This window comes from Vibrio sp. 10N.222.49.C9, assembly GCF_041474985.1.
GTDB lineage: Bacteria > Pseudomonadota > Gammaproteobacteria > Enterobacterales > Vibrionaceae > Vibrio > Vibrio crassostreae_C.
Genome location: NZ_JBFRVD010000020.1, coordinates 71,791 through 95,414 on the forward strand (window position 1 = coordinate 71,791; position 23,624 = coordinate 95,414).

Genomic DNA, 23,624 nt, shown 5'->3' on the forward strand with positions numbered 1-23,624 from the left:
AGATTAATTGTTCCATAATTTACATTTATATTATTTGAATAATAAAAAAGATCAAATTTTATTCAGATAATTGAAGAATAATGATTTGGTATGTACACTCTTAGGCATAGACATATCGCAAGGATGAATCACTGTATGCAAACAGAAACACCGCAAGTTCAAGGGGATACACCGACCCTCCGACTTTTTGCACTATTAGAGGTGATAGCGCAAAAAGACGAGTTTATTTCTCTGCAAGGTTTAGTCGAAGAGACCGGATTACCAAAACCCACGCTGCACCGAATGCTTCAGCAATTAGAAGCGGCGGGCATCATTCAAAGAGATGGCGACGAAAAGCACTACAGCTCAGGCATTCGACTAAGAAAACTTGCCGAAAACCTACTTTTGAATAGCACCATGCACAGCGCGCGACGCACTATCCTTGAGAACCTGAGAGCAGAGGTCGGTGAGAGTTGTAACCTGACGGCTCTTTCAAGTGGTGAAATCATCTATCTCGATCGTGCAGAAACTGAAGCTCCCCTTCGCTTTCACCTGCACCCCTGCTCTCGCGTTCCCGTACACTGCTCAGCTACAGGCAAGCTGTTTTTAGCGCACATGTCTAAGTCGCAGCGCAGACGATTAATTGAAAACGTGCCGCTGACTCAATACACCGTGAACACGATTACCGACTATTCGACTCTAGAGAAAGACATCGAAGAAGCAAAAATCCAAGGTTTTGCTATTGATGATGAAGAGTTTTTACCAGGCTTAGTCTGTATCGCTGTGCTGATACCCTCACCAACTGGTCAATCAAACCTAGGCCTAGCGATCCAAGCACCTGTGATTCGAGTGAAACCGGATGAAGCAATAAAATTCTTGCCCGCACTTCAAAAAGCAGCAAAAGCGCTGGCGAAAATCGAAGCTGATAATTGGAGTCAGCAGTAAGCACTTTCTTAAAGAATTTCGAAGTCCATGACTTAACTGATCATGGATTTCGAAAGCCCTACTTTGGTAAACAATGCTTGCGCAAACAAGGGCTTCAAAACTATCGAATTAACGACCACAATCTGCGACTAATCAACATTTGGTCGAAGTGATCTGAACACTCGCCAACCCGCACATCAGCAACACGTCTAAAGTAATCACGACAAAGGAATCACGATGCTAAACATTGATAACCAGCACTTACTCTCTTTTATGGTGACAGAAGCGAACAACGCAGTTGCAGTCACAAACCCAGCAACGGATGAACTCATCGGGAACGCACCGATATCATCAGAAACAGAGTTAGCGAACGCGATTGAACAAGCTCATGTAGCGCAGAAAGAGTGGGCAAAAATTCCTGCTAAATCTCGTGCTGCACTGCTTCATCGCTGGCACCAGTTGATCCTTGAAAACAAAGATGACCTTGCTCGAATCATGACAATGGAACAGGGTAAGCCGTTAGCCGAAGCGACAGGCGAAGTGGTGTATGGCGCGAGCTTCATTGAGTGGTTTGCAGAAGAAGCAAAGCGCACTTATGGTGATTCCATTCCTAGCACAGTCGCTGGCAAACGCTTGGTGACCATCAAGCAGCCTATTGGTGTCGCATGTGCGATTACGCCATGGAACTTCCCGATTGCAATGATCACTCGTAAAGCGGCTCCTGCCTTAGCTGCGGGTTGTAGCTTTGTCGTGAAACCTTCGGATGAGACACCGCTTTCTGCGTTTGCTGTGGTTGAACTGGCTTATCAAGCGGGTATCCCTAAGGATCTACTTCAAGTCGTTCTTGGTGAAAGCCCTGAACAAGTGGGCAACCTATTCACTTCGCATCCGTTGATCAAAAAAATCTCTTTCACTGGGTCGACCCGTGTGGGCAGCATTTTGATGGCTCAAGCTGCAAAAGGCATCAAACGCACCTCTATGGAGCTTGGTGGCAATGCACCTTTTATTGTGTTTGACGATGCTGACATCGACGCGGCCGTTCAAGGCGCAATGGCGTCAAAATTCCGTAATGCGGGACAAACATGTGTCTGTGCAAACCGTTTCTATGTTCACAGTAAAGTATACGATGAGTTCGTGGCTAAATTCGATCAAGCGGTTCAACAACTTAAGATTGGTAACGGCTTAGATGAAGGTGTCACCATTGGTCCTGTTGTCAGTCAGAATGCGAAGAACAACATCCAAGCATTATTAGACAGAGCGGTAGAACAAGGCGCGACACCTGTGACGCCAACTCAAGAGCTTGATGGGCTTTTCCTTCAGCCTGTCATACTTAAAAATGTGAAACACAGCATGGACATTGTTCAGCAAGAGATCTTTGGCCCAGTCGCGCCTGTGATGAAATTCGACACGGACGAAGAGCTTATCGAGATGGCCAACGATACCATTTATGGATTAGCGTCGTACTTCTACAGTCAGAACATTCATCGAGTATGGAACATCGCAGAGGCACTTGAGTACGGTATGGTGGGTATTAATGATGGCCTGATCTCAACCGAAGTCGCGCCTTTCGGTGGCGTGAAACAATCAGGTATTGGCCGTGAAGGTGCGAAAGAAGGCATCGATGAGTACATGGACATTAAGTATCTTTGCTTTGGCGGAAAATAAGGTTGGTAGTAACTAAGTTCTGGCAGTGATTAGGGCTCGGAAATAATTAAGTCTTAGTGATCACTAACCTGACCCACTTTCCACCTTTCCCTTCACAAAAATGAATCAAAAAAAAGCCGCGCTATAAAAGCGCGGCACCTTGGGCTCGGTTAAAGGGGGGGTTCTTTTTTTAGTATTTTACATTCTCTATTTTTGTTATTCAGTTGCTTCGCTATTCCTGTGCTTTCAGTTTTAGACGCATCGCGTGCAGTACTGGCTCGGTGTAACCGCTCGGCTGAGCACAGCCTTCGAATACCAACTGACACGCCGCTGAAAATGCAATGCTGTTTTCAAAGTCAGGCGCCATGTTACGGTAGCTCTGGTCGCCAGCGTTTTGCTCATCCACCACTGCGGCCATGCGCTTCATGGTTTTCATTACCTGAGCTTCCTCGCAAATGCCGTGACGTAACCAGTTCGCAATATGTTGGCTTGAAATACGCAGCGTCGCTCGGTCTTCCATCAAGCCGACATCGTTAATATCAGGTACCTTCGAACAACCAACGCCTTGATCAATCCAACGAACCACGTACCCCAGAATACCTTGTGTGTTGTTATCCAGCTCACTTTGAATATCTTGCGCAGTCAGCTTTTGGTTGCCCAGTAGCGGGATAGTAAGAATATCATCAACATTGGCTCTCACTCGCTCACGAAGCTCTTTCTGACGGCTTGGTACACTCACCTTGTGATAGTGCAGCGCGTGCAAAGTCGCGGCGGTTGGAGAAGGAACCCAAGCAGTATTAGCACCCGCTTGTGGATGTCCGATTTTCGCATCCATCATCTTCGCCATGTTGTCTGGCTCTGGCCACATACCTTTACCAATCTGGGCTTTACCTTGCAGGCCACAAGCTAAGCCAAGATCAACGTTTTGATCTTCGTATGCGCCAATCCAAGTCATGGTTTTCAGCTGTGTTTTAGGAGCGAATGGTCCCGCTTCCATACTGGTGTGAATCTCATCACCCGTTCGGTCTAAGAAACCTGTGTTGATGAACACAACACGATCTTTAGCCGCTCGAATACATTCTTTAAGGTTAACCGAAGTACGACGCTCTTCGTCCATGATGCCAACTTTGATCGTGAATCGATCTAGCCCTAATGCATCTTCAATGCGACCAAACAGCTCATTGGTGAACGCGACTTCTTCAGGACCATGCATCTTAGGTTTTACAATATTGATGCTGTTCGCGGTCGAGTTTTGGTAAGCACTGTTGCCTTTTAAATCATGCATCGCGATTAGCGAAGTGATCATGCCATCCATAATGCCTTCAGGCACTTCATTGCCTTCGGCATCAATAATCGCAGGGTTGGTCATCAGGTGGCCGACATTACGGATGAACAACATGCTGCGGCCTTTTAGTGAAATCTCACCACCCGTCACGCTGGTGTATTGGCGATCTGGGTTAAGGTTACGAACAATGGTTTTGCCGTTTTTCTCTAGTGATTCTTGTAGATCACCTTTCATCAAGCCTAACCAGTTACGGTAAGCCAATGCTTTGTCTTCACCATCAACTGCAGCAACCGAGTCTTCGCAATCCATAATGGTTGTTAGAGCGGCTTCGACTAATACATCTTTAATTCCCGCCACATCGACGCTACCAATCGGTGCGCTCGGGTCAATTTGAATTTCGATGTGCAGATTATTGTGTTTAAGAAGAATGCACGAAGGGGAACTTGCGTCACCTTGATAGCCAATGAACTGGTCGCTATCAATGAGAGTGACTTCTTCGCCGTTATCGAGTGTCGCTATTAATTTATTGCCGATGCTAGCGTTACTGATGCTGTATTTAGTGACGTCTTTATGGGAGACGCCGTTTAATGGCGCTGCGTCATCAAGGAACTCGCGAGCATAAGTCACGACTTTAGCACCACGGGCTGGGTTAAAGCTTCCGCCCTTTTCCGCGCCATCACTTTCACTGATCACGTCCGTTCCGTAGAGCGCATCATATAGGCTGCCCCAACGCGCATTGGCTGCGTTAAGTGCAAAACGTGCGTTCATGATTGGCACCACAAGCTGCGGCCCTGCTTGTGTTGCGATCTCAGGCTCTACGCTCGCTGTCGTCACTTGAAAGTCATCGCCTTCAGGAACCAAATAACCGATCTGCTGTAAGAACTGTTTGTACTCCACAGGATCGAGCGTTTGCCCAGCACGCTCTTGGTGCCAAACGTCAATTTGATGTTGAAGATCTTCACGCTTGATAAGCAATGCGCGATTTTTTGGAGCCAAATCTTCAAGGATGGTTGCAAATGATTGCCAAAAGTCTTCAGCGACAATGCCTGTTCCAGGAATCACCTGCTCATTAATTAATTGGTAGAGGGTGCTATCAATGTTCAAGCTTCCCTGTTGAATACGACTGCTCATAAAATCTCTCTCAAACTAATTTATGGCTACTCAATAAATTTTCGTGACTAGCTCAAATTTACTTTACTGACTTAAACTTACTTAACGGACATGAATTTAGCTAATTTATGCCGGTTATATTGGATATTCATATAAAAAATACCCTAAAAACTGTGTTATTCCGTTACTCCACTCTCGATTTCGTTAGCGACACTTTTAATCAAACGACGCATCCACTGGTGGTCTGGATTGGTTTGCAATAATGGACTCCACGCCATTTTCACTTCAAACGGTTCAATCGCAAATGGCGCGGGTTTGATCAACAGCCTTGGATTATTTCGCTGCAATTGCGCGGCTTTGGTTGGAATGGTCAGGATCAGATTCTTCTGTTGAGCGAAGAGAATGGCTGATAGGTAATGTCGAGTAAACACCGTAATATTGCGTGTTTTTCCGATACGAATAAGTGCTTCATCTATCCAACCGAGCTTTTGTGCTTCACTTGGATTTATCCCCACCCCCGTTCCCATACCTGTCTTACTTACCCAGATATGTTGCGCCTTTAAATAGGACAAAATATCGAAGTTGTCGGCTATCGGGTTGTCACAACTAAATAGACAAGAAAACCCGTCGTGCCAAAGGCTCATCTGGTGAAACGACTGAGGAATATCGTCAAATCGGTTGATAATTATATCAACAGTACCTTGCTCTACATCCTGATAACTCACGTCACTTGGCGTCATGATATCCAGTCGTATTTTCGGTGCGATTTCACTTAACCTTTTCAGAAGAGGTTGAATAATGGTCGATTCTGCATAGTCACTCGCCATGATACGAAATACGCGTTCACTGTCTTCTGCATTAAACTCTGCGGTCGGCTGCAGTGTCTTTTCTACATTTGCCAGGATGTTTCGAATCAGTGGCTGCAACTTATGTGCGCGTTCGGTTGGTATCATCCCTTCACTGGTTCTCACTAATAGCGGGTCCTCAAAGAGATCACGCAATCGGCGAAGGCCATTACTCATGGCTGGCTGAGTAATACCCAATTGATTTGCTGCTCGTGTAACGTTTCTTTCACGTAGCAACATGTCTAAATACACAAGTAAATTAAGGTCTATACGAGCAATATTCATAAGAAAAATACCGAATATAATAACTATAAATTAACAAAATTATCACATGCGTGGTTATTCTTTGTCCATAGCAAAGTTTTAATCCAAGCCAATTTGGCAACCATACCCCACGTGAAACTAAGGAATAGTTATGTCGCAAATTACACAAGATATCGAAATGATAGAAGTTGCAAAAAGCGCTGCAGGTGCTCCATGGGATGCAATTAATGCTGAATCTGCTGCTCGTATGCGAGCTCAAAACAAATTCAAAACAGGTCTGGATATCGCGCAATACACGGCAGATATCATGCGTGCGGATATGGAGGCTTACGACAAAGACAGCTCTCAATACACTCAGTCTCTGGGTTGTTGGCATGGTTTCATCGGCCAACAAAAACTGATTTCTATTAAGAAGCACTTTGATGGCAAGACTGACCGTCGTTACCTATACCTTTCTGGTTGGATGGTTGCTGCACTTCGCTCTGATTTTGGTCCACTTCCAGACCAATCTATGCATGAGAAAACATCGGTTGCAGGCCTAGTAGAAGAACTATACACATTCCTGCGCCAAGCTGATGCACGTGAACTGGGTGGTTTATTCCGTGAGCTAGACGCTGCACGTGAAGCGGGCGACGTTAACCAACAAGACCTTATCCAAGACAAAATCGACAATCACGTAACACACGTGGTGCCAATCATCGCCGATATCGATGCAGGTTTTGGTAACGCAGAAGCGACCTACCTAATGGCTAAGCAGATGATTGAAGCAGGCGCATGTTGTCTACAAATTGAAAACCAAGTTGCCGATGAGAAGCAATGTGGTCACCAAGACGGCAAAGTAACGGTTCCACACGCTGACTTCCACGCAAAACTTCGCGCACTTCGTTACGCTTTCCTTGAACTAGGCATCGACAACGGCGTTATTGTTGCTCGTACCGATTCTCAAGGTGCTGGCCTAACAAAAGAAATCGCAGTAGTGAAAGAGCCGGGCGACCAAGGTGATATCTACAACTCATACCTAGATGTTGAAGAGATCGATGTTGCAGATATGGCAGAAGGCGACGTTTGCTTTAACCGTGACGGCAAGCTAGTTCGACCTAAGCGTCTACCTTCAGGCTTATACCAATTCCGCCAAGGTACTGGTGAAGACCGTTGTGTATTCGACTGTATTGAAGCAATCAACGCGGGTGCTGACCTACTATGGATTGAGACTGAGAAGCCACACATCGGTCAAATCAAAGAGATGATGGACGGCGTACGTGAAGTTCACCCTAATGCGAAGCTGGTTTACAACAACTCTCCATCATTCAACTGGACGCTAAACTTCCGCCAACAAGCATACGATGCGATGGTAGCAGAAGGTAAAGATGTTTCAGCTTACGACCGTGCTAGCCTAATGAGTGCTGAATATGACGAAACTGAATTGTCTAAACGAGCTGATGACAAGATTCGCACATTCCAAGCGGATGCATCTCGTGAAGCGGGTATCTTCCATCACTTGATTACTCTACCGACTTACCACACTGCAGCGCTGTCTACTGACAACCTTGCAAAAGAATACTTCGGTGACCAAGGCATGCTGGGCTATGTTGCAAATGTTCAGCGCAAAGAGATACGCCAAGGCATCGCTTGTGTTAAACACCAAAACATGTCTGGTTCAGACATCGGTGATGATCACAAAGAATACTTCGCGGGTGAGAATGCACTAAAAGCCGCGGGTGAAGCGAATACGTCTAATCAATTTGATTAACCGCTAACGCTAAAGCCTCCCCCGCCCTTCTCTCTTACTTAGGTAAGATCCGGGGGAAGGCTTTGAGATAAAGCTTGTACTGCCAGCTTTATCTCAAAGCCTCAGATTTGTGTTCCACACCACGGTTAACCGAACAACTTCTGTTTAAGCTAACTGTATACATATTTGTTCAGATTCCTATTTGTTGAGATTTTTATTTGTTGAGAGTGCCTATGACTTCAATACCTACACACCTACAAGATGCAAAAACACTGTTATCAGAGAATGGTTTCGCGACGGGTGATACTTGGTATCACGGCACATCTTCAGCTTTATTGGCTTCTATTCAAGGCCAAGGTTTAAAACGTTCTGGAGACAAAGCGCTCAACGAAGCAGCTTCAAAAACTATGGCGACCATCGGCAACAACTACACCGAATCGGTTGAGCCAGTGTTTCTCACCCAGAGCAAAGAACTGGCATATTACTGGGCTCAACAAACCGTTCGTGAGCGAGGCGTTCGCTTCGAAGGTGAAGAACAGCCTATCGTATTAGCGGTAAACTTATCTGAAAAGCAACGTCCCAAAGTAAGACCGGACGTAGGAGCAATGAGTCTATTGATGATGAGTGTGGGCGAGCAATTCATGTCTCACCTCACTGAAATTTATCAAGCCAATAACATTGCAGGCCCCGACATCGAGCTTCGCACTGCTGATCGCATGGACTACCTCAATAAACTCGGTATGGCCTACATTGATGAAGACATCAGCCGTGCTTGTGTTCAGGAGTTAGCTGAGCCCGAGTTGGCCGACTGAAAACGTTCAACAAATCAGTCTTCTTAAAAACAAAAATGGCTCCCAATACGGAGCCATTTTTATTTGCTATAAGCCTATCTCACAAGATACAGACGCATCTAGATTATGAGCACAGAAGACCTTTCTGTGCAGGTTGCGTCATTTCGATGTCACCTTGTAGAGAACGGTAAACGATGGTGTTCCACACTTCACCATTATCCATTTCAAACTCAATAGCGTAATTCAAACCCGCGACAACCTGAGTTCGAACACTCAAGATCTGCTTGAGCTCAGCTGAAGTGTTCATTTGGCTAAGAACTGCGTTTAAAGCTTGCTTGGCTTCTGGTGTTATCTCACTTTTCGACCAACCACCCGTCAGGTTTTTAGTGCTGCAGATGGGGTTCGCATTCTCTTGCGGTTGAGTTGGTACCTCTGATTTCTGACTACACCCAGCTAACGCCACGACACTAAACAAGGTTGCTGTTCCAAGTAATGATGTTAATCGTACGTTCTTCATAAATTCTCTCTACCTCAATCATTTACGAGGGATTACTCGCAATAATGTTTCATATGCAGGCAAGCTTAAACCTCGAATGTCATCACTTCATCAGAGATTATGGTGTAACTACTCTATAAACACAGGAGATTGTCAGGAAAACAAGACGAGCACTGGAGCTCTGCTTTTATCCACCTGATATTTAAATCATTAAAATGAGTAGCGAGAGAATAAGCGAGTAATAATACAGACATAATTAATCAGATAATTACATACTTCACACCAAAAACATTCCTATCACGATTAATAAGATGAGCTCATCTTGATGTGGATTATGATATTGGTTCAAAAAATAGATATTTGAAATTATTTTATAAATCCAAAAGTTTATGCTCGACTTAATCATGTCTGATTTTAAAACTGTGATCCAACCCTACAAGTTGTTGATAATAATGTATTTTGTTCATCTTTGAATTCATTCAAATATGGAAAATCTTTATTGTTGAGGGTGAGTGCAAGTAGTAAAATCTCGCCCGATTATGCAACTTACTTCTCACACCATGGACACAAGTAAAGTTACGATTGGCTCTCTCAAAGTAACGTAACTTCAAACACATACCTAAAATCAGTGTCCTATAGATAGTGCAGATCAAATAAAAATAATTATATAAACCTAGGCTAGGTTAAACATGAAATTAACGTCGTCTTTAGGCTCACTGTTGGCTAGCAGTCTGTCTATCGAAATAAAACAGCGAGCGCTGATAGAGCTCGTCATCAGCACTTATCAGCCACATGAGCGCACTGAGCTTTTTCAAAGCGTGACTGAATATCGTAGAAGCCAATTAGAATTGCTTTTCCCAGAGCATCAAAACAAAAGCTACTCTGTATTGTTTGAGGTGATGGACTACCGCGATCTGATTCTGCGCTATCCAAATACACTATCTGCAGAGATTGCTCTTCTAGAGCAGGCTGTAGGGCAGTGCTATATGCATTGGCTAGATTTCTGGTGTGAGTGTGAAATTGCTGCGATCAAAGCAAAATCTCCATTAAATCCAAGCTCCATTTCTCATGTCGACCTCCCTATCAATGACAGTGCTTATTACGGTGCGATCATCGAACAGATAGAACATGAGCCACTTTTGGTACAAACACCGAGTCACCCACAAGGAATGCCAATCAGCGATGCCATTGCTTTAAGCAATCTCGAGGTGTTCATCAAGGGCGAGAAATGGTTTGAGATGCTGCCTTTATTACACCTTTCTCAGGCAGGTAAGCATTTTATTCTGCTCAAGCATCCAGTCGATGAAGCCTTTCCAACACTGGTTTCCTCTGCGCTGATTCAAGACTGGTCTAAGAATGACACTTGGCTAAGTTACGCACCGCCGTTCAGCAATGAGCAATGGCAATACTGTTTACCCAATTACGGCTGCGATGAACTCGCAGGGTTACAACTTTTCACACCGCCTACACTGTCAAAATGTTACTCTCTCCCAGAATTTGACCAACAATTCCAGTTACAATTGTCCGACAAAGATGCCCTGTGTGAGGTGTTACGTCTGACAGTCAGTGGCAATACCCAACAAAAGCTCTATTTCCTCTACCTTTCTCAAAAAGAGCTGGTGAGTGTGTTACACCAAATAGGCTATAAGATTGGCTTCACTATTATCGAGCAACCTTTCATGCTTCAGTTTTATCAAACCATTGATTCCAATGCATACTTCCATTCTGGATATTGCGAATTAAATGACGATGGCACGACAATTTATCGTGGATTCTGGAATTTTGAGATGATGGTAAAAACGTTCAATAATGTCGATTTTCGAAGCTACAAACGCGCAGTGCGAGAAAGCAGAAAGTCATTAGAAAAGTCGCGCTCGGCAGGAAAAACTAGCTCGGTGAAAAAGGATGAACATGTTTGATTTCGGCCTAGAGGCGATCATCTATGCAAAAGCAATCACACTGCTTGCAACCGTGGCTGTGGTTGTCATGTGGTTGTTCTATTACTGCTATCGCCTGAAACAGAAGAACGAAGTGATCGCAGGGACACACCATGCCCCTTACATCGCGTATTCGATCTGCATTGTTGCGTGGATCAGCAGTAACGCTTATTTCCATACCGACTTATTACCGGAACTTGGGGCCTCGGCCGCCGTGTTCGCCGCAAAGTTTGCCAACCTCGCCTCGTTCTTTGCGTTTGCCTTTGCCTATTACTTCTCGTGCAAACTCGCCGCTGAACAACGTAATGGTAAGGTTCATGTGTGGCAGCAAGCCATTTTCGTCACTCTGACCGTCTACTCCTTCTTTATCAATTTAAGTCCGGGGTTAACCGTTGAACACGTCACCATTGCAGGCCCAAGCCAGTTCGTGATTGAGTTTGGCCCGCATACGCCGTACTTCTTTATTGGGATGATTAGCTTTGTAGTGCTAACACTACTCAACCTGGTGGCCATGCGCGCCAACAGCAGCAAGCTAACTTTAGCCAAAACCAACTATATGATCGCCGGCATTTTAGTCTTCATGCTGTCTACTGCGACGATCCACCTAGGCATGACCTACTTCTTGCGTGATTTCTCGCTCACTTGGCTGCCACCAGCTTTGTCGATAAGTGAAATGTTGTTCGTTGGCTATGCCCTGCTGACCTCGCGCTTCTACAGCGTGAAATACCTGGCGTACATGAGCCTAAATGCGATGTTGGTTTGTGCTATTTTGGTGATCCCTTTTGGCGCGATATTTATCCCGCTGACAGACGACAGTCAATGGCTTGTTGCTATCCCAATCTGCGCGATTATCGGCATCACGTGGCATGTTCTCTACAAGCGCGTAAGCCACTACGCCTCGTTCTTTGTCTACGGAAACAAGAAAACGCCAGTACAACAGATCCTCTCACTAGAAGACGATTTCAAGCTGTCGATTGATGATGCAATGCGTCGATTAGGTAGCCTATTGCAGATTCCCGAAGACAAGTTGCGTCTGGTGAACAGCAACTACAACGAAACCTTCTACGAAGATTACCTGTCTACCAACAAGTCCGTTTTAGTGTTCGATGAGCTGTCTCAGGAGCTTGATTACACCGCACCAGCCAAGCGCTCGATAAAAGCCCTATATGACAAGATGAGCTCAAACGACACCGCTTTGGTGATGCCTTTATTTGGTCAGGGGAAATCAGTCACGCACTTATTGGTCTCATCACATAAGAGCAACGATAAGATGTTCTCTAACGAAGAGATCTCTGCACTGCAAACCTTGTTAACTCGTGTACAAAGCACCATTGAAGCCGATAGACGCATTCGCCAAAGTCGCGCGCTTGCTAATTCTATCGCACACGAAATGCGTAACCCGCTGGCTCAAGTGCAGCTGCATTTTGAGGTGTTAAAACAGCACATTGATAACCAAGCCCCAGCTAAACAAATCCTAAAGGATATTGAGAATGGCCAAGCGGCGATTCAACGCGGGCGACAACTGATTGATATCATCCTGCGCGAAGTCAGTGACAGTACGCCTGAACACGGCCCTGTGGCCATGACCTCTATCCACAAAGCCGTAGATCAAGCCGTAAGCCACTATGGTTTTGAGAATGAAAAGATCATTGAACGCATTCGTTTACCACAACACGCTGATTTTGTAGCAAAGCTCAATGAAACCTTATTCAATTTCGTTATTTTCAACCTGATACGTAATGCAATCTATTACTTTGATTCTTATCCAGAAAGCCAAATTGAGATCAGCACCAACACAGGGCCTTACGAGAACGTTCTGATATTCCGAGATACCGGCCCTGGCATTGACGAAGCCATTGCACATAAGATCTTTGATGACTTCTTCTCTTACCAAAAAAGCGGTGGTAGCGGCCTAGGGCTTGGCTATTGCCAACGTGTGATGCGTTCATTTGGCGGCCGAGTTGAGTGCCACTCTAAACTTGGGGAGTTTACTGAGTTCCACCTGTACTTCCCGGTAGTACCCAATGCACCCAAAGCAGACGCACTTCGTACGCCTTACTTCAATGATTGGAAAAGTAATCAAACTGCAACTGAAAACAAAACCAACGCTGAAGCTAAGCCAAATAACCCGCCAGAAACGCAAAGTTCAGAGCCAACAAGTACGCTAACCCCAGAGAACCATTTGGCTCCAACCGTGCTTATCGTCGATGATAAAGAAGTGCAACGCACGCTTGTTCAGATGTACCTGAGTCGACTTGGCGTAAATAGCTTACAAGCTAAAAACGGCGAGAATGCCGTCGAGCTGTTCAAAACACACAAGGTCGATTTGATCTTAATGGACGTACAAATGCCGATAATGAATGGTTTTGACGCAAGCCAAATCATCAAGGCACGCTCTCCTCAAACGCCAATCATTGCTTTGTCTGGCGAATCAGGACAGCACGAGTTAGATATGATCAGCAAGTTGATGGATGGTCGCCTAGAGAAACCAACCTCCTTGAACGTGCTGCAACACGTGCTCGATAACTGGCTTGAAAAAGACTGGGCGTCGAATGCTCCCAAAGAAACCGAAGATGAAGAGTAAATTCAGGAAAACACGAATCGCCATTTTTCCAGTTGATTACTGTCTGCCTCACAACTTTCCTTTAATTATTCATCAAAAAGCCAGCCGAACAAGGCTGGCTCTATCAGAACTAAACGCTCTAATTAATCTAAAAGTGAACGAACATAATCAGCGATTTCTTGGTTTTGGCAATGCTCAAAGAAGCATTGTTGGAAACGTTCGCTGCCAACCGCTGTTTTCACTAGATCTTGGTCGATGGCTCTCAGAGAATCAATAAAGTTATCTTTTACCACCGCCGCTTTCACTTCATTCAAAATTGCTGCATTACGTTGCTGTGGTTCTGCACGCTCTAGTGGATACCCATTACCACGCTCGCCTGTGAACGCTTTTTCAAAGATATAACGAATGTTGAGTTCACCTGCCCAGCCAAAGCCTTTAGCAAAAGCGAGAGCGAGAGCATTGCCGTTGTTGATTTGGTTAAACAAGAAAGCATCTGATGGCTCTAGGCAGTAACCACAAACCACACCCGGGTGCAGGTTCAGTGACATCAAAGCACCTTGCCCTGTTCCACATCCCGTCACAACAAAGTCCACAGCCTTTGAGTTGATCAGAATACTGGCCATGATACCTAAGTGGATATACGTTAAGTGGTGATCATTCTCGTCGGTCATACCTAAGTTGAAAACATCGTGACCAATGCCACCCGCCACTGACTCTAGCTCAGCTGCAACCATGGCATTTTTACCTGCCTGACTGTTTTCCATCATTAAAGCGATTTTCATTTATCTTCTCCTGCAAGATTGCTGCAAACTCAAAATTTAGAATAAAAAACCAACTAGCGTGCTAACCAACCACCGTCAACAGCAATGGTATAGCCATTAATGTAATCCGATGCTGATGATGCTAAGAACACACAAGGACCTGCGATATCTTGCGGTTTACCCCAACGTTCAGCCGGAATACGCTCAAGAATCGCTTGATTACGCTCAGCATCTTCACGCAGAGCTTGAGTATTGTTCGTTTCCATATAACCGGGGGCTATCGCATTCACGTTGATATTATCGCGCGCCCATTCGTTCGCCATCGCACGTGTCACGCCCATCACAGCACTTTTTGAAGCCGTATAGGAAGGAACTCGAATGCCACCTTGGAATGAGAGCATCGATGCAATGTTAATGATCTTTCCGCCAGTACCTTGAGCCTTAAATTGCTTTGCAACAGCCTGAGACATAAAGAACACCGTCTTGGTGTTCACGTTCATTACGTCATCCCAATCTTGCTCTGAGAACTCAATAGCATCTTGGCGGCGAATAATTCCTGCATTGTTCACGAGAATGTCGACTTGGCCAAACTCAGCCAAAGTGCGCTCTATAACCCCTGGAATGCACGCTTGCTCGAGAAGATCAGCACTCACGTTTAGGAACGAATGACCTGCTGCACTCATTTTCTCAATAGTCTCTTCAGGCTCTGTTCGGTTAACACCGACAACCTTACAACCGGCTTCCGCTAGGCCTAATGCAATACCTTGCCCAAGCCCCGTGTTACAGCCCGTCACTATCGCTACTTTACCTTCCAGACTGAATGACTCTAAGATCATGCTCGCTTCCTCAATTACATTGGATTCATTGCGTATCGTTATTACCAATAATTAAATCATACAATAAGATGTAAATACGAGAGCGACGTTGTAGAAGTTCGATCTTGCACCAAAATCAGTCGAACAAGTGAAACGGCACCACAAACTAAATGAATAGGGGAAAGTGATTTGAAGACGAGAAACCTATAACCCACTATGAACAATGAGTTCGAAGATCACCCAAACCAGATATTTTAGGGATTTGGCAACAATTCCATGATTTAAAAGAGTAAAAGGGTTATACATAATAATGTGTTATCTAAATTACTGAAATTATCATGACGCTCAAAGAGATCCTTAAAATTCCCAATGTCCTCTACTTCTTGATGTTTAGAAGCAGCTACTTTGCGCGTTTTTACTACCCTATATTCACACTACTTTATTTAGATTACGGGTTAACCCTGTCTCAATTCGCGATGCTCAATGTAGTTTGGGCGGCCACCATTGTGCTTGCTGAAGTACCGTCGGGTGCATTCGCCGATACCTTAGGCCGCAAGAAACTGGTGGTGCTGTCTTCGATTGTGATGTTTGTTGAGATCGCAATGATCGCCTTAGTGCCAACCGGAAACCCCGACTTGGTGTTCATAGTCTTTCTGATTAACCGGATTCTCAGTGGCTTAGCGATGGCACTGGCCAGCGGCGCCGACGAGGCATTGGCTTACGACACCTTAAAAGAACAAGGTAATGAAGAGTTGTGGCCGCGAGTGCTGCAAATCCAGCTTCGTGTCGCCTCAACGGTCGGTATCTTTGTCACGCTGATTGGTGCGGCGATGTACGACGTGAACTTTATGACGAACATCTTTCATTTCCTTGGACTAGCCGAACCAGAAAGCACTAAAGACCTGATGCGTATTCCTGTGTTCGCCACCCTATTTGTAGCGATGATCGCCATCTATGCCGCGATTAATATGCGCGAAGAGAAAAAGGTGATGCCAAGCGACCAAACCAAATTGGCAACCACCATCTCAAGTCTTAAATTGACGATCGATGCGGGTAAATGGGTATTCGCTACACCTTACGTGCTGTTCATCTTGCTCTACTACAGCCTATTCGAACACACCTCACGCATGTTCCTAACCATGAACAGCCAATACTATCTGGCGATTGATATTCCAATTATCTACTTTGGTTTTATTGGTGCGGGTATAAGTTTGCTTAAGATTATATTGGCAGGACAAAGCCGAAGATTAGCAGAGAGTATTGAGCCTAAAACCTTCATTGTGGTCATGGGTTTAGCAAGCATGGCGACTTATTACTGGATCAGTTTAGGTTGGTCGATTTACGGGGTCATTCCGGCGTTGGTGTTAATCTTTATCATCATGACGATGAACATTTTCATCAGCTACCACCTGAATAAAAAGACCGAATCGCACAACCGAGCCACCGTTCTTAGTTTCAAAGGTTTAATGTTTAACCTCGGATACGGGCTGATCGGGATCTTGTACGCTTACTACTATAAGTTGGTGTCTCAGGGCTTCACCGAACAAGAAATAGAACAGAACCTTGCCTTCTTGGCCTCACTGTCTTCGTTTTTCTATTACTTCACCTTACTGTTCATTTCGATCAGCGCGCTGTTCTATTTCAAAAACAAGAAACAGCCGATCTTCTGAAGAAAGCATCGAACTGTTGAAGATATCTCTACTGCCGAATAGAGAATCAAGGTGAGCCTGTGGCTATAAACAGATAATGACACTTCTTATCAAGTGATTTTTTGTTAGTATCACCACCAAATTACATAACACATGGACGCGTCATGTCTTTTAGTTGGATAGCCTTTACTCTCCTTGCCGCCTTTAGCCAATCTTGGCGCAATGCCTTTCAAAGTAAATTAAGTGGCACCATGAGCGTGGCTGGCGTAACGTTAGCGCGATTTATTTGGGCTAGCCCTATCGCCCTTATTTACCTCTGCGCCCTCTATCAATGGCAGCCCGTATCCGCACCGGATTTTTCGGGTGAGTTTGTTTTCTATATTGTTGCTGCCGCCATCATGCAGATCCTCGCGACCGGCTTAATGGTGATGCTGTTCAAGCTCGAAAACTATGCGATAGGCGCAGGCTTAGCCAAGTGTGAAGCCCCCGTATCTGCTGTGCTATCCGTATTGTTTTTTGGTACTGCTTTGACACTAACAGGTTGGGTCGGCGTACTTATTGGTACTTTAGGCGTGCTAATCATGAGTAGCGCTTCTGGCTGGCGAAGCTTGTCCCCGAAAGTGTTCTTATTAGGTATGGCGTGTAGCACCGCCTTTGCTTTAACGTCTCTTTGGGTACGGGAAGCAAGTTTGAGCATAGGGTTGCCCTTCCCTCATAGCGCTGCTTGGGTGCTGTTCCTCGTCATTTCCCTTCAGACAGTGATTATCTGTACGTATCTCTTTTTCAGAGAACGCGACACGCTGCGCCTGATATTCAAGAAGTCGAAACTAGTCATCATGACAAGCTTAGCGAGTGTTATCGGTTCTCTGGGTTGGTTTAGCGCGATGTCGCTTCAAGCCGTGCCGTACGTAAAGACACTCGGGCAAGTCGAAGTGATCTTCATGGTGTTGATATCCTATTTCTGGTTAGGGCAAAGCATCGCGCGCAAAGACATTCTTGCGCTCATCTTGCTTTCTATCGCAGCAGTATTGGTTATGTGGCAGTGACGAGCTCGTTAATATGACTAGGACAAATTGAAGTCATATTGCGACCGTTTGTTTTCGCTTGATATAACGCTTTGTCGGCTCGGCTAATAAACCCATTCCAACTCTCATGCGGGTGAAGCTGAGCAACACCAAAACTCGATGTCAGAAACATCTCATGTTCTTGTACTGCTGATACCTCTGAAATAGACAATCGTAACTTGCAGGCAATAACCTGAGCTTGTTGGAAATCGACATTAGGCAATAAAATCATTATCTCGTCTCCGCCAAAACGAAACGCACTGGCTTTAGGCGATGTTTTTATCGCACTTTGAACCATTTCAGCAAAAGACTTGATCACGAGGTCACCTACAATGTGTCCGTGTTGGTCATTGATCGACTTAAAGTTATCAATATCCATCATAATGGCACTAACAGGTGCAGTTTCCGCCTGCTTCATGATAACTGGAACCATCTCATCTAATGCTCTGCGGTTTCCCAGTACCGTTAGAGGATCGCTGTAGGACAGCTCGTGAATAGAACTAAGCAACCTTGCGTTAATCAGCCAAAGCATTGTAAAGCTCATCGACACAATAAGAACGATGCTCACTAAAAAGGCAAGTTGATGAATGAGAGTGGCCGCCATGAAATCCTGGAGCTCAGCGGAAAATAGTGTCACCACAACTCGAAAAACCATAAACCCGCCATATATCGTAAATGACAAGGCCATCATCCGAATACCTAGAGTCAAGTCATCACGCCGGCCCTTTAATACCGCAAAGGCAGTGCAAAGAGTCACAAAAGCCAGATATAAACTAATGAGGATAATTCGAGCCTTTATGGAAGGCTCATAGAACGTGAAGTAAATAAAACATGGCAAAAGAGCCAACATCATTAGACTACTGAGGTAGGTGCATTTGAGAGAGTATTCTCGAAACAGACATAAGCTATACAAGGCGAGATGAAAACCAAGCGCAATGACCATATTGGCACCAATAACGGTGACCCAATCAGGGAACTCCCCTCTTAGGCTCAACATCAACGGCCCAGTTCCGATAACAAATATTGAAATGGAAAAGATTGAAAGCCCTTTAATGGACTGTTGAGTGAATTGAAATAACAACAAGCCAATACAGTAAATGAAAGAGAACAAAATAATAATAAAATTAAGTGTTCTCATATCCAGCGAAAAACCATCCATGATTTTCTATCTTCCATACGCAACCAAATTTCAACATGGTCAATAATCATGCAAACCACAAAAACATTCACCATGTGAATCTTTTTATTTTATAAAAAAAGGGGGTAGATCACATATGCGGAGATTTTTATCGCATGAGTCCATGATATGGATAGGCATGTAACACTCGCCCCCATAGAGTTTTATCGCATCACTGAATCTACAGGCTTCTGCACTCGTTACTTGGTTGAATGACGACTGTCTGGCATTATGCGCCCAAGAAATCTCTAGGGCTGTTGACCTTAGTTATTATACAGCAAAGAATGAACGAAGGTAGTCAGTGGTAGAAAACAGCCAACAATTAAGTGACCGTTACGACGAACATGGTTACTTTGTTATCAGAAATTATTTCAATGAAGCTCAAATTGCATCGCTTAGAAAAGTCGTGCTGAAATTTCATGAATCATGGAAAGCAGACAACGAAGAATTCTATAAAGAAGAAGCATTTAACTCGTCTTTAATTACGGGAAGCGAGTATTTGCCTGCCGACGATAGAAGCGTGCTTTTCGACTTCATAAGCTCGAAACAAGTGATGGATGTGGTTGATGCGGTGATTCCGAACAAGCCGGCATTCATGAATACACAGCTGTTCTTCAACCCAGTAAACCCGCAGCAAAAAGACTTCTGGCATCGTGACTGTCAATACGACTACGACATTGATGACCAGATGAAAGTCATCATGGAAACCCAAGTATTGCATCTGCGAGTGCCCCTTTTTGATGAGCCCGGCATGGAACTTATCCCCGGCACGCACAAACGTTGGGATAACGAAGAAGAGTACAATGTTCGCCAAGAAGAAAACGGCAAAGTGAGCAGCGATGACATCTCTGGTGGTAAGCAGATACCGTTAGCCGCAGGTGACTTATTGGTGTTTTCAGCGGATATGATCCACCGAGGCCGATATGGCTTGGATCGTTTGGCTTTGGATATTTTGATCTTCGATTCGGCGGCAGACTATGTCGACTACGTTGATGACGACTGTTTACCGACGCCAGCTATGTTAAGCAATATTAGCGACCCAAGGTTGTTTATGAACACGCTACACTTAAAATCAATGCAGTACTCATAATCCATAAAGGTGCCCAAACTATGACTGACACTAAGCAAAATACCCGAATTAGCCAGTTCCGTTTCGGTCAGCCAAAAGAATCTCTCAAGTTAGAACATGTCGCTTTAGGGGTACTAGACAAAGATAAAGTTCGCGTACAAATTGAAGCGACTAACATCAACCCTAGTGATCTGTTGTCGATTTATGGTGTGGGCCAATACAAACATAGCCATCAGCCGCCGAGAGTACCGGGATTTGAAGCGGTAGGAAGGATTGTAGAATCCAGCAGTGCTAAGTTTATAGTGAATCAACGAGTGCTTGTGGCAACCAGTGGAACATGGCAGAACTATGTCGATGTATCACCAGATGATCTGTTCCAAATTCCTCAACATTTAGACAATGGCTACGCCTGTCAGTTGTACATTAATGCGCTAACCGCATGGGTGCTAACGACAGAAATAGCCAAGCTGACCCAAGAGGATGTGTTGATCATCAACGCGGGCAGTTCAGCCATCGGTAAGATCTTCTCCCAGTTATCAGCATCACTCGGCTTCAACATCATTGTCGTTACATCACAGCAGACACAATACCCTGCCACTTCCTGTTGGGTGATAGATGCGAACGCTGATCTAGTTTCTCAAATTAAGGCATTAGGCTTGCCTATGCCAACCGTTGCCTTTGATGCGATTGGCGGCTCACCCGGAACCGATCTTGTTCACACCCTTGGCAACAACGGGCGCTTTATCAACTATGGGACGCTGTCGTTGGATTTTTACGAGCCACGCTTCTTTGAGTACGCGAAAAACCAACACATCGATTTCAGCACCTTCTTCTTGCGTTATTGGGAGGAAGCAGAAGGTAAAGATGTTCGCCGTGATAAGTTCACGACCATGCTAGATCACTTCATCACAAACGACATTCAGCTCGACGTTGACCGCTATCTACCATTCGATGAAGTGCAAACCGCGATTGATCTCATTGAATCGAAAACCACACGCCTAGAGGGCAAGATCATCTTACTGCCACAGTAAGTGAGAGTTGGACGATATATACCTTGTTTATTTCAACAGGCAAGACGTTCAACAGCTTACAAGCGTGCTTGTTAATACACCATCGCTTAGGAAGTTTGATTAAAGAAATCGAAGATTGAAAAGATAGCGAAGAGTTGTGGTGCATTTCTCCATAACTTAAGTGGTTACGAGATGGTCATGAATCACATTTATTTGAAACATCAATTAGTTATATCAGTAGAAATATGATACTGATCACCCATAAGATAACCTCGATTCTATATGGTAGCGTCATACTTAAAACCACGATGTGAACATACTTATGAAAAGACACATACTATCAAGCGCCATCCTACTCTCTCTAGCCTTTCCCACCTTTGCAGCTGATGGCGATATACACGATGTCACGATACTGGGTACTTCAGATATCCACGGTCATTTTATGGCGTGGGATTACGCGGCAGATAAACTCAACACTCGTGGTAGCTTGAGCCAAATCGCGACCAAAGTTGGTGAGATCCGCAAAGAGCAATCTAACATTATCCTTGTCGACGCTGGCGATACCATCCAAGGCAACTTCGTAGAAACCTTCAAAGACGAGCCCGTTGATCCAATGATGCTTGGCTTTAATCACATGAAATACGATGTGTGGGTTTTAGGTAACCACGAATTCGACTTTGGCCTCAAAACCCTCAACAGGGCCGTTACCCAATTTAAAGGGCAGTCTCTCGGTGGCAACATCAAGAACAAAAACGGAAACCCATTCCTGCCTGGTTACACCATCCTAGAACGCGGTAGCATTAAGATCGGCGTGATCGGAATGGATACCCCAATGACGGAGGTCTTTGCGCAAGGTACCAACCGTTTAGAAGGCGTCACTTTCACTAATCCAACCTTGGAAGTGAAGAAAATCGTCAAAGAGATTGATGATAAAGTGGATGCCATCATATTGGTTGCCCATATGGGAATTGAGAACGAGAATGACATTGCCGACACCGGTGTCACCGACATTGCCAATGCAAACCCAGAGCTTGATGCCATCGTCGCTGGCCACATGCACACTCGCATCGATAAAGCCGTTGTAAATGGCGTTATTATTACTGAACCCGACAAATATGGCCGCGCCCTATCTCGTATTGATCTTCAATTTGAAGAGCGCGATGGCACATTCACTCTCGTCAACAAAGACAGCTTCACCTATAAAATTAAAGGTATAGATTCTGATCAGAATATGGACGAGCTATACCAGCCTTATCACAAACAACTCCGAGAAATGGCGAACAGACCTGTCGCTCAGCTTACCGGCGTTGATTTAGTCCCTGAAAATGAAATCCGCGGTATCCCTCAAGTCCACGTTCAAGACACAGGCATCAGTGCGCTATACCAAGAAGCGAGCTTCTTCTATGCACCCAAAGCCAATGTCATTGCACTTCAAATAGACAACGACAATGCAGAGCTCGATGTTGGCCCAATCAAAGCCAAAGACATCGCGTACAACTACCAATACGCAGGTGGCGAAATCACTGTCTACCAGATGACAGGCAAAGAGTTAAGAACCTACATGGAATGGTCTGCGGGCTACTTCAACTCAGTGCAACCCGGTGATGTGACCTACAGCTTTAACCCTGAACGCAGAGCTTCAAAATACTCAACTAATGACTTCTTCGCGGGCGTGACTTATACCATCGACCTCACTCAGCCTGCAGGTACACGCATCACCAACCTCGCGTTTGCAGATGGCACACCGGTTACTGATCAAACAGAAATCCGTATTGGTATGAATAGCTATCGAATGGGTCATCTGACCAAGAAAGGCGGCGTGCTAGAAGGTGAATCGTTCCCTGTACTCTTTGATACGGAAGCAGAGTATGGAGAAGAAGCAGGCACAATCCGTAATATGACCATCAAGTATCTTAAGGACGAAAAGAACGGCAAGTATGAAGGTAAACCTCAACAACGATGGGCACTTTCTGGTTTAGAAAGCCGTTATAATGAACAGCGAGAGATCGTAAAGTCGTTGATTAATGATGAAACCATATCAATCCCGACCAGTGACGATGGCCGCTACACAAACATCGCTTCTATCAACGTAAAAGAACTGATGTTCACATCTGACGAAGCCAAACAAGCAGCCATAACCACACGCGAAAAGAAACTGGCGCAGGCAACTGAGCAAGAGAGTAAGCAGATCAAACGCGAAATCACTCTGATCGAAGCACTCAATTAACCCCTGACCTCAAACCAATAACGACTTAACGACGCTTAGAGCGTGGTTAGGTCGTTGATTACGGAAAGTTGAGTACGATCCATATTAAGTGACGTTGAAAAATAGAAGTAAAAGCAGACTCTTTGACACACTCATTACTATTGTAAGCAAGTACTTTGCAACTTGAAGGCTACACCGCCTCCCCCCTTTTTAGTAAAACCTAATAAATCAGATAGTTATCCACAGGTAGCCCCATTTCTTTATCTTGCCTTCCATCACATGCATGTTGATAATACGAAGAATCTC

17 protein-coding genes are annotated in these 23,624 nt (G+C 44.9%); 11 read left to right on the forward strand and 6 right to left on the reverse strand.

The window, feature by feature from the left end:
* The first annotated feature begins 135 nt into the window (after positions 1-135).
* On the forward strand, positions 136-924 hold the full coding sequence (locus AB4585_RS08685) for an IclR family transcriptional regulator (RefSeq protein ID WP_372154644.1): 789 nt from the start codon (positions 136-138) through the stop codon (positions 922-924).
* 216 nt (positions 925-1,140) lie between these two features.
* A complete protein-coding gene (locus tag AB4585_RS08690; protein ID WP_372154643.1) occupies positions 1,141-2,568 on the forward strand; it encodes an NAD-dependent succinate-semialdehyde dehydrogenase in 1,428 nt (475 codons plus the stop codon).
* A 211-nt stretch (positions 2,569-2,779) separates the two neighbouring features.
* Here AB4585_RS08690 and AB4585_RS08695 read toward each other — a convergent pair whose 3' ends face one another.
* Positions 2,780-4,963 carry a malate synthase G gene (locus AB4585_RS08695; protein ID WP_136981763.1) on the reverse strand — a complete coding sequence of 728 codons (2,184 nt, stop codon included), beginning with the start codon at positions 4,961-4,963 and terminating at the stop codon, positions 2,780-2,782.
* Between the two features lie 155 nt (positions 4,964-5,118).
* On the reverse strand, positions 5,119-6,072 hold the full coding sequence (locus AB4585_RS08700; RefSeq protein WP_017033103.1) for a LysR family transcriptional regulator: 954 nt from the start codon (positions 6,070-6,072) through the stop codon (positions 5,119-5,121).
* A 130-nt stretch (positions 6,073-6,202) separates the two neighbouring features.
* Between AB4585_RS08700 and AB4585_RS08705 the strand changes: the two genes are divergently transcribed.
* A complete protein-coding gene (locus tag AB4585_RS08705; protein WP_017059981.1) occupies positions 6,203-7,801 on the forward strand; it encodes an isocitrate lyase in 1,599 nt (532 codons plus the stop codon).
* A gap of 212 nt (positions 7,802-8,013) precedes the next feature.
* Complete coding sequence (locus tag AB4585_RS08710) at positions 8,014-8,592, forward strand: hypothetical protein (RefSeq protein ID WP_102332704.1); 579 nt, start codon at positions 8,014-8,016, stop codon at positions 8,590-8,592.
* Positions 8,593-8,695: 103 nt separating this feature from the next.
* Here AB4585_RS08710 and AB4585_RS08715 read toward each other — a convergent pair whose 3' ends face one another.
* On the reverse strand, positions 8,696-9,088 hold the full coding sequence (locus tag AB4585_RS08715) for a cystatin domain-containing protein (RefSeq protein WP_017064277.1): 393 nt from the start codon (positions 9,086-9,088) through the stop codon (positions 8,696-8,698).
* Between the two features lie 668 nt (positions 9,089-9,756).
* Here AB4585_RS08715 and AB4585_RS08720 point away from each other — a divergent pair.
* Both AB4585_RS08720 and AB4585_RS08725 read left to right on the forward strand, forming a co-directional pair.
* Complete coding sequence (locus AB4585_RS08720; RefSeq protein WP_372169562.1) at positions 9,757-10,986, forward strand: acyl-homoserine-lactone synthase; 1,230 nt, start codon at positions 9,757-9,759, stop codon at positions 10,984-10,986.
* Positions 10,979-13,588, forward strand: coding sequence for a response regulator (locus AB4585_RS08725; protein WP_372169565.1), 2,610 nt, complete (start codon positions 10,979-10,981; stop codon positions 13,586-13,588). The genes AB4585_RS08720 and AB4585_RS08725 overlap by 8 nt, the downstream gene beginning before the upstream one ends.
* 122 nt (positions 13,589-13,710) lie before the next feature.
* Here the strand turns inward: AB4585_RS08725 and AB4585_RS08730 are convergent, their stop codons facing one another.
* Complete coding sequence (locus tag AB4585_RS08730) at positions 13,711-14,349, reverse strand: RpiB/LacA/LacB family sugar-phosphate isomerase (protein WP_017059986.1); 639 nt, start codon at positions 14,347-14,349, stop codon at positions 13,711-13,713.
* A gap of 53 nt (positions 14,350-14,402) precedes the next feature.
* Positions 14,403-15,164 carry a 2-dehydro-3-deoxy-D-gluconate 5-dehydrogenase KduD gene (gene kduD, locus AB4585_RS08735; protein ID WP_017067926.1) on the reverse strand — a complete coding sequence of 254 codons (762 nt, stop codon included), beginning with the start codon at positions 15,162-15,164 and terminating at the stop codon, positions 14,403-14,405.
* Between the two features lie 317 nt (positions 15,165-15,481).
* Between kduD and AB4585_RS08740 the strand changes: the two genes are divergently transcribed.
* Complete coding sequence (locus AB4585_RS08740) at positions 15,482-16,813, forward strand: MFS transporter (protein WP_372169568.1); 1,332 nt, start codon at positions 15,482-15,484, stop codon at positions 16,811-16,813.
* A 143-nt stretch (positions 16,814-16,956) separates the two neighbouring features.
* Positions 16,957-17,838 carry a multidrug transporter gene (locus tag AB4585_RS08745; protein WP_372099890.1) on the forward strand — a complete coding sequence of 294 codons (882 nt, stop codon included), beginning with the start codon at positions 16,957-16,959 and terminating at the stop codon, positions 17,836-17,838.
* Here the strand turns inward: AB4585_RS08745 and AB4585_RS08750 are convergent.
* Positions 17,825-19,015, reverse strand: coding sequence for a GGDEF domain-containing protein (locus AB4585_RS08750; RefSeq protein WP_137002317.1), 1,191 nt, complete (start codon positions 19,013-19,015; stop codon positions 17,825-17,827). The genes AB4585_RS08745 and AB4585_RS08750 overlap by 14 nt on opposite strands.
* 319 nt (positions 19,016-19,334) lie before the next feature.
* Here AB4585_RS08750 and AB4585_RS08755 point away from each other — a divergent pair, with 319 nt between their 5' ends.
* From AB4585_RS08755 to AB4585_RS08765, 3 genes are all read left to right on the forward strand, one after another.
* The gene (locus AB4585_RS08755) at positions 19,335-20,123 is read left to right on the forward strand and encodes a phytanoyl-CoA dioxygenase family protein (protein ID WP_017059991.1); all 789 of its coding nucleotides are present in this window, start codon (positions 19,335-19,337) and stop codon (positions 20,121-20,123) included.
* Between the two features lie 20 nt (positions 20,124-20,143).
* Positions 20,144-21,133: a zinc-dependent alcohol dehydrogenase family protein gene (locus AB4585_RS08760; protein ID WP_017067922.1), complete on the forward strand. Its 990-nt coding sequence runs from the start codon at positions 20,144-20,146 to the stop codon at positions 21,131-21,133.
* 301 nt (positions 21,134-21,434) lie between these two features.
* Entirely contained in the window at positions 21,435-23,339 is a 1,905-nt protein-coding gene (locus AB4585_RS08765; protein WP_372169571.1) for a bifunctional UDP-sugar hydrolase/5'-nucleotidase, read from the forward strand.
* The last annotated feature ends 285 nt before the right edge of the window (positions 23,340-23,624 follow it).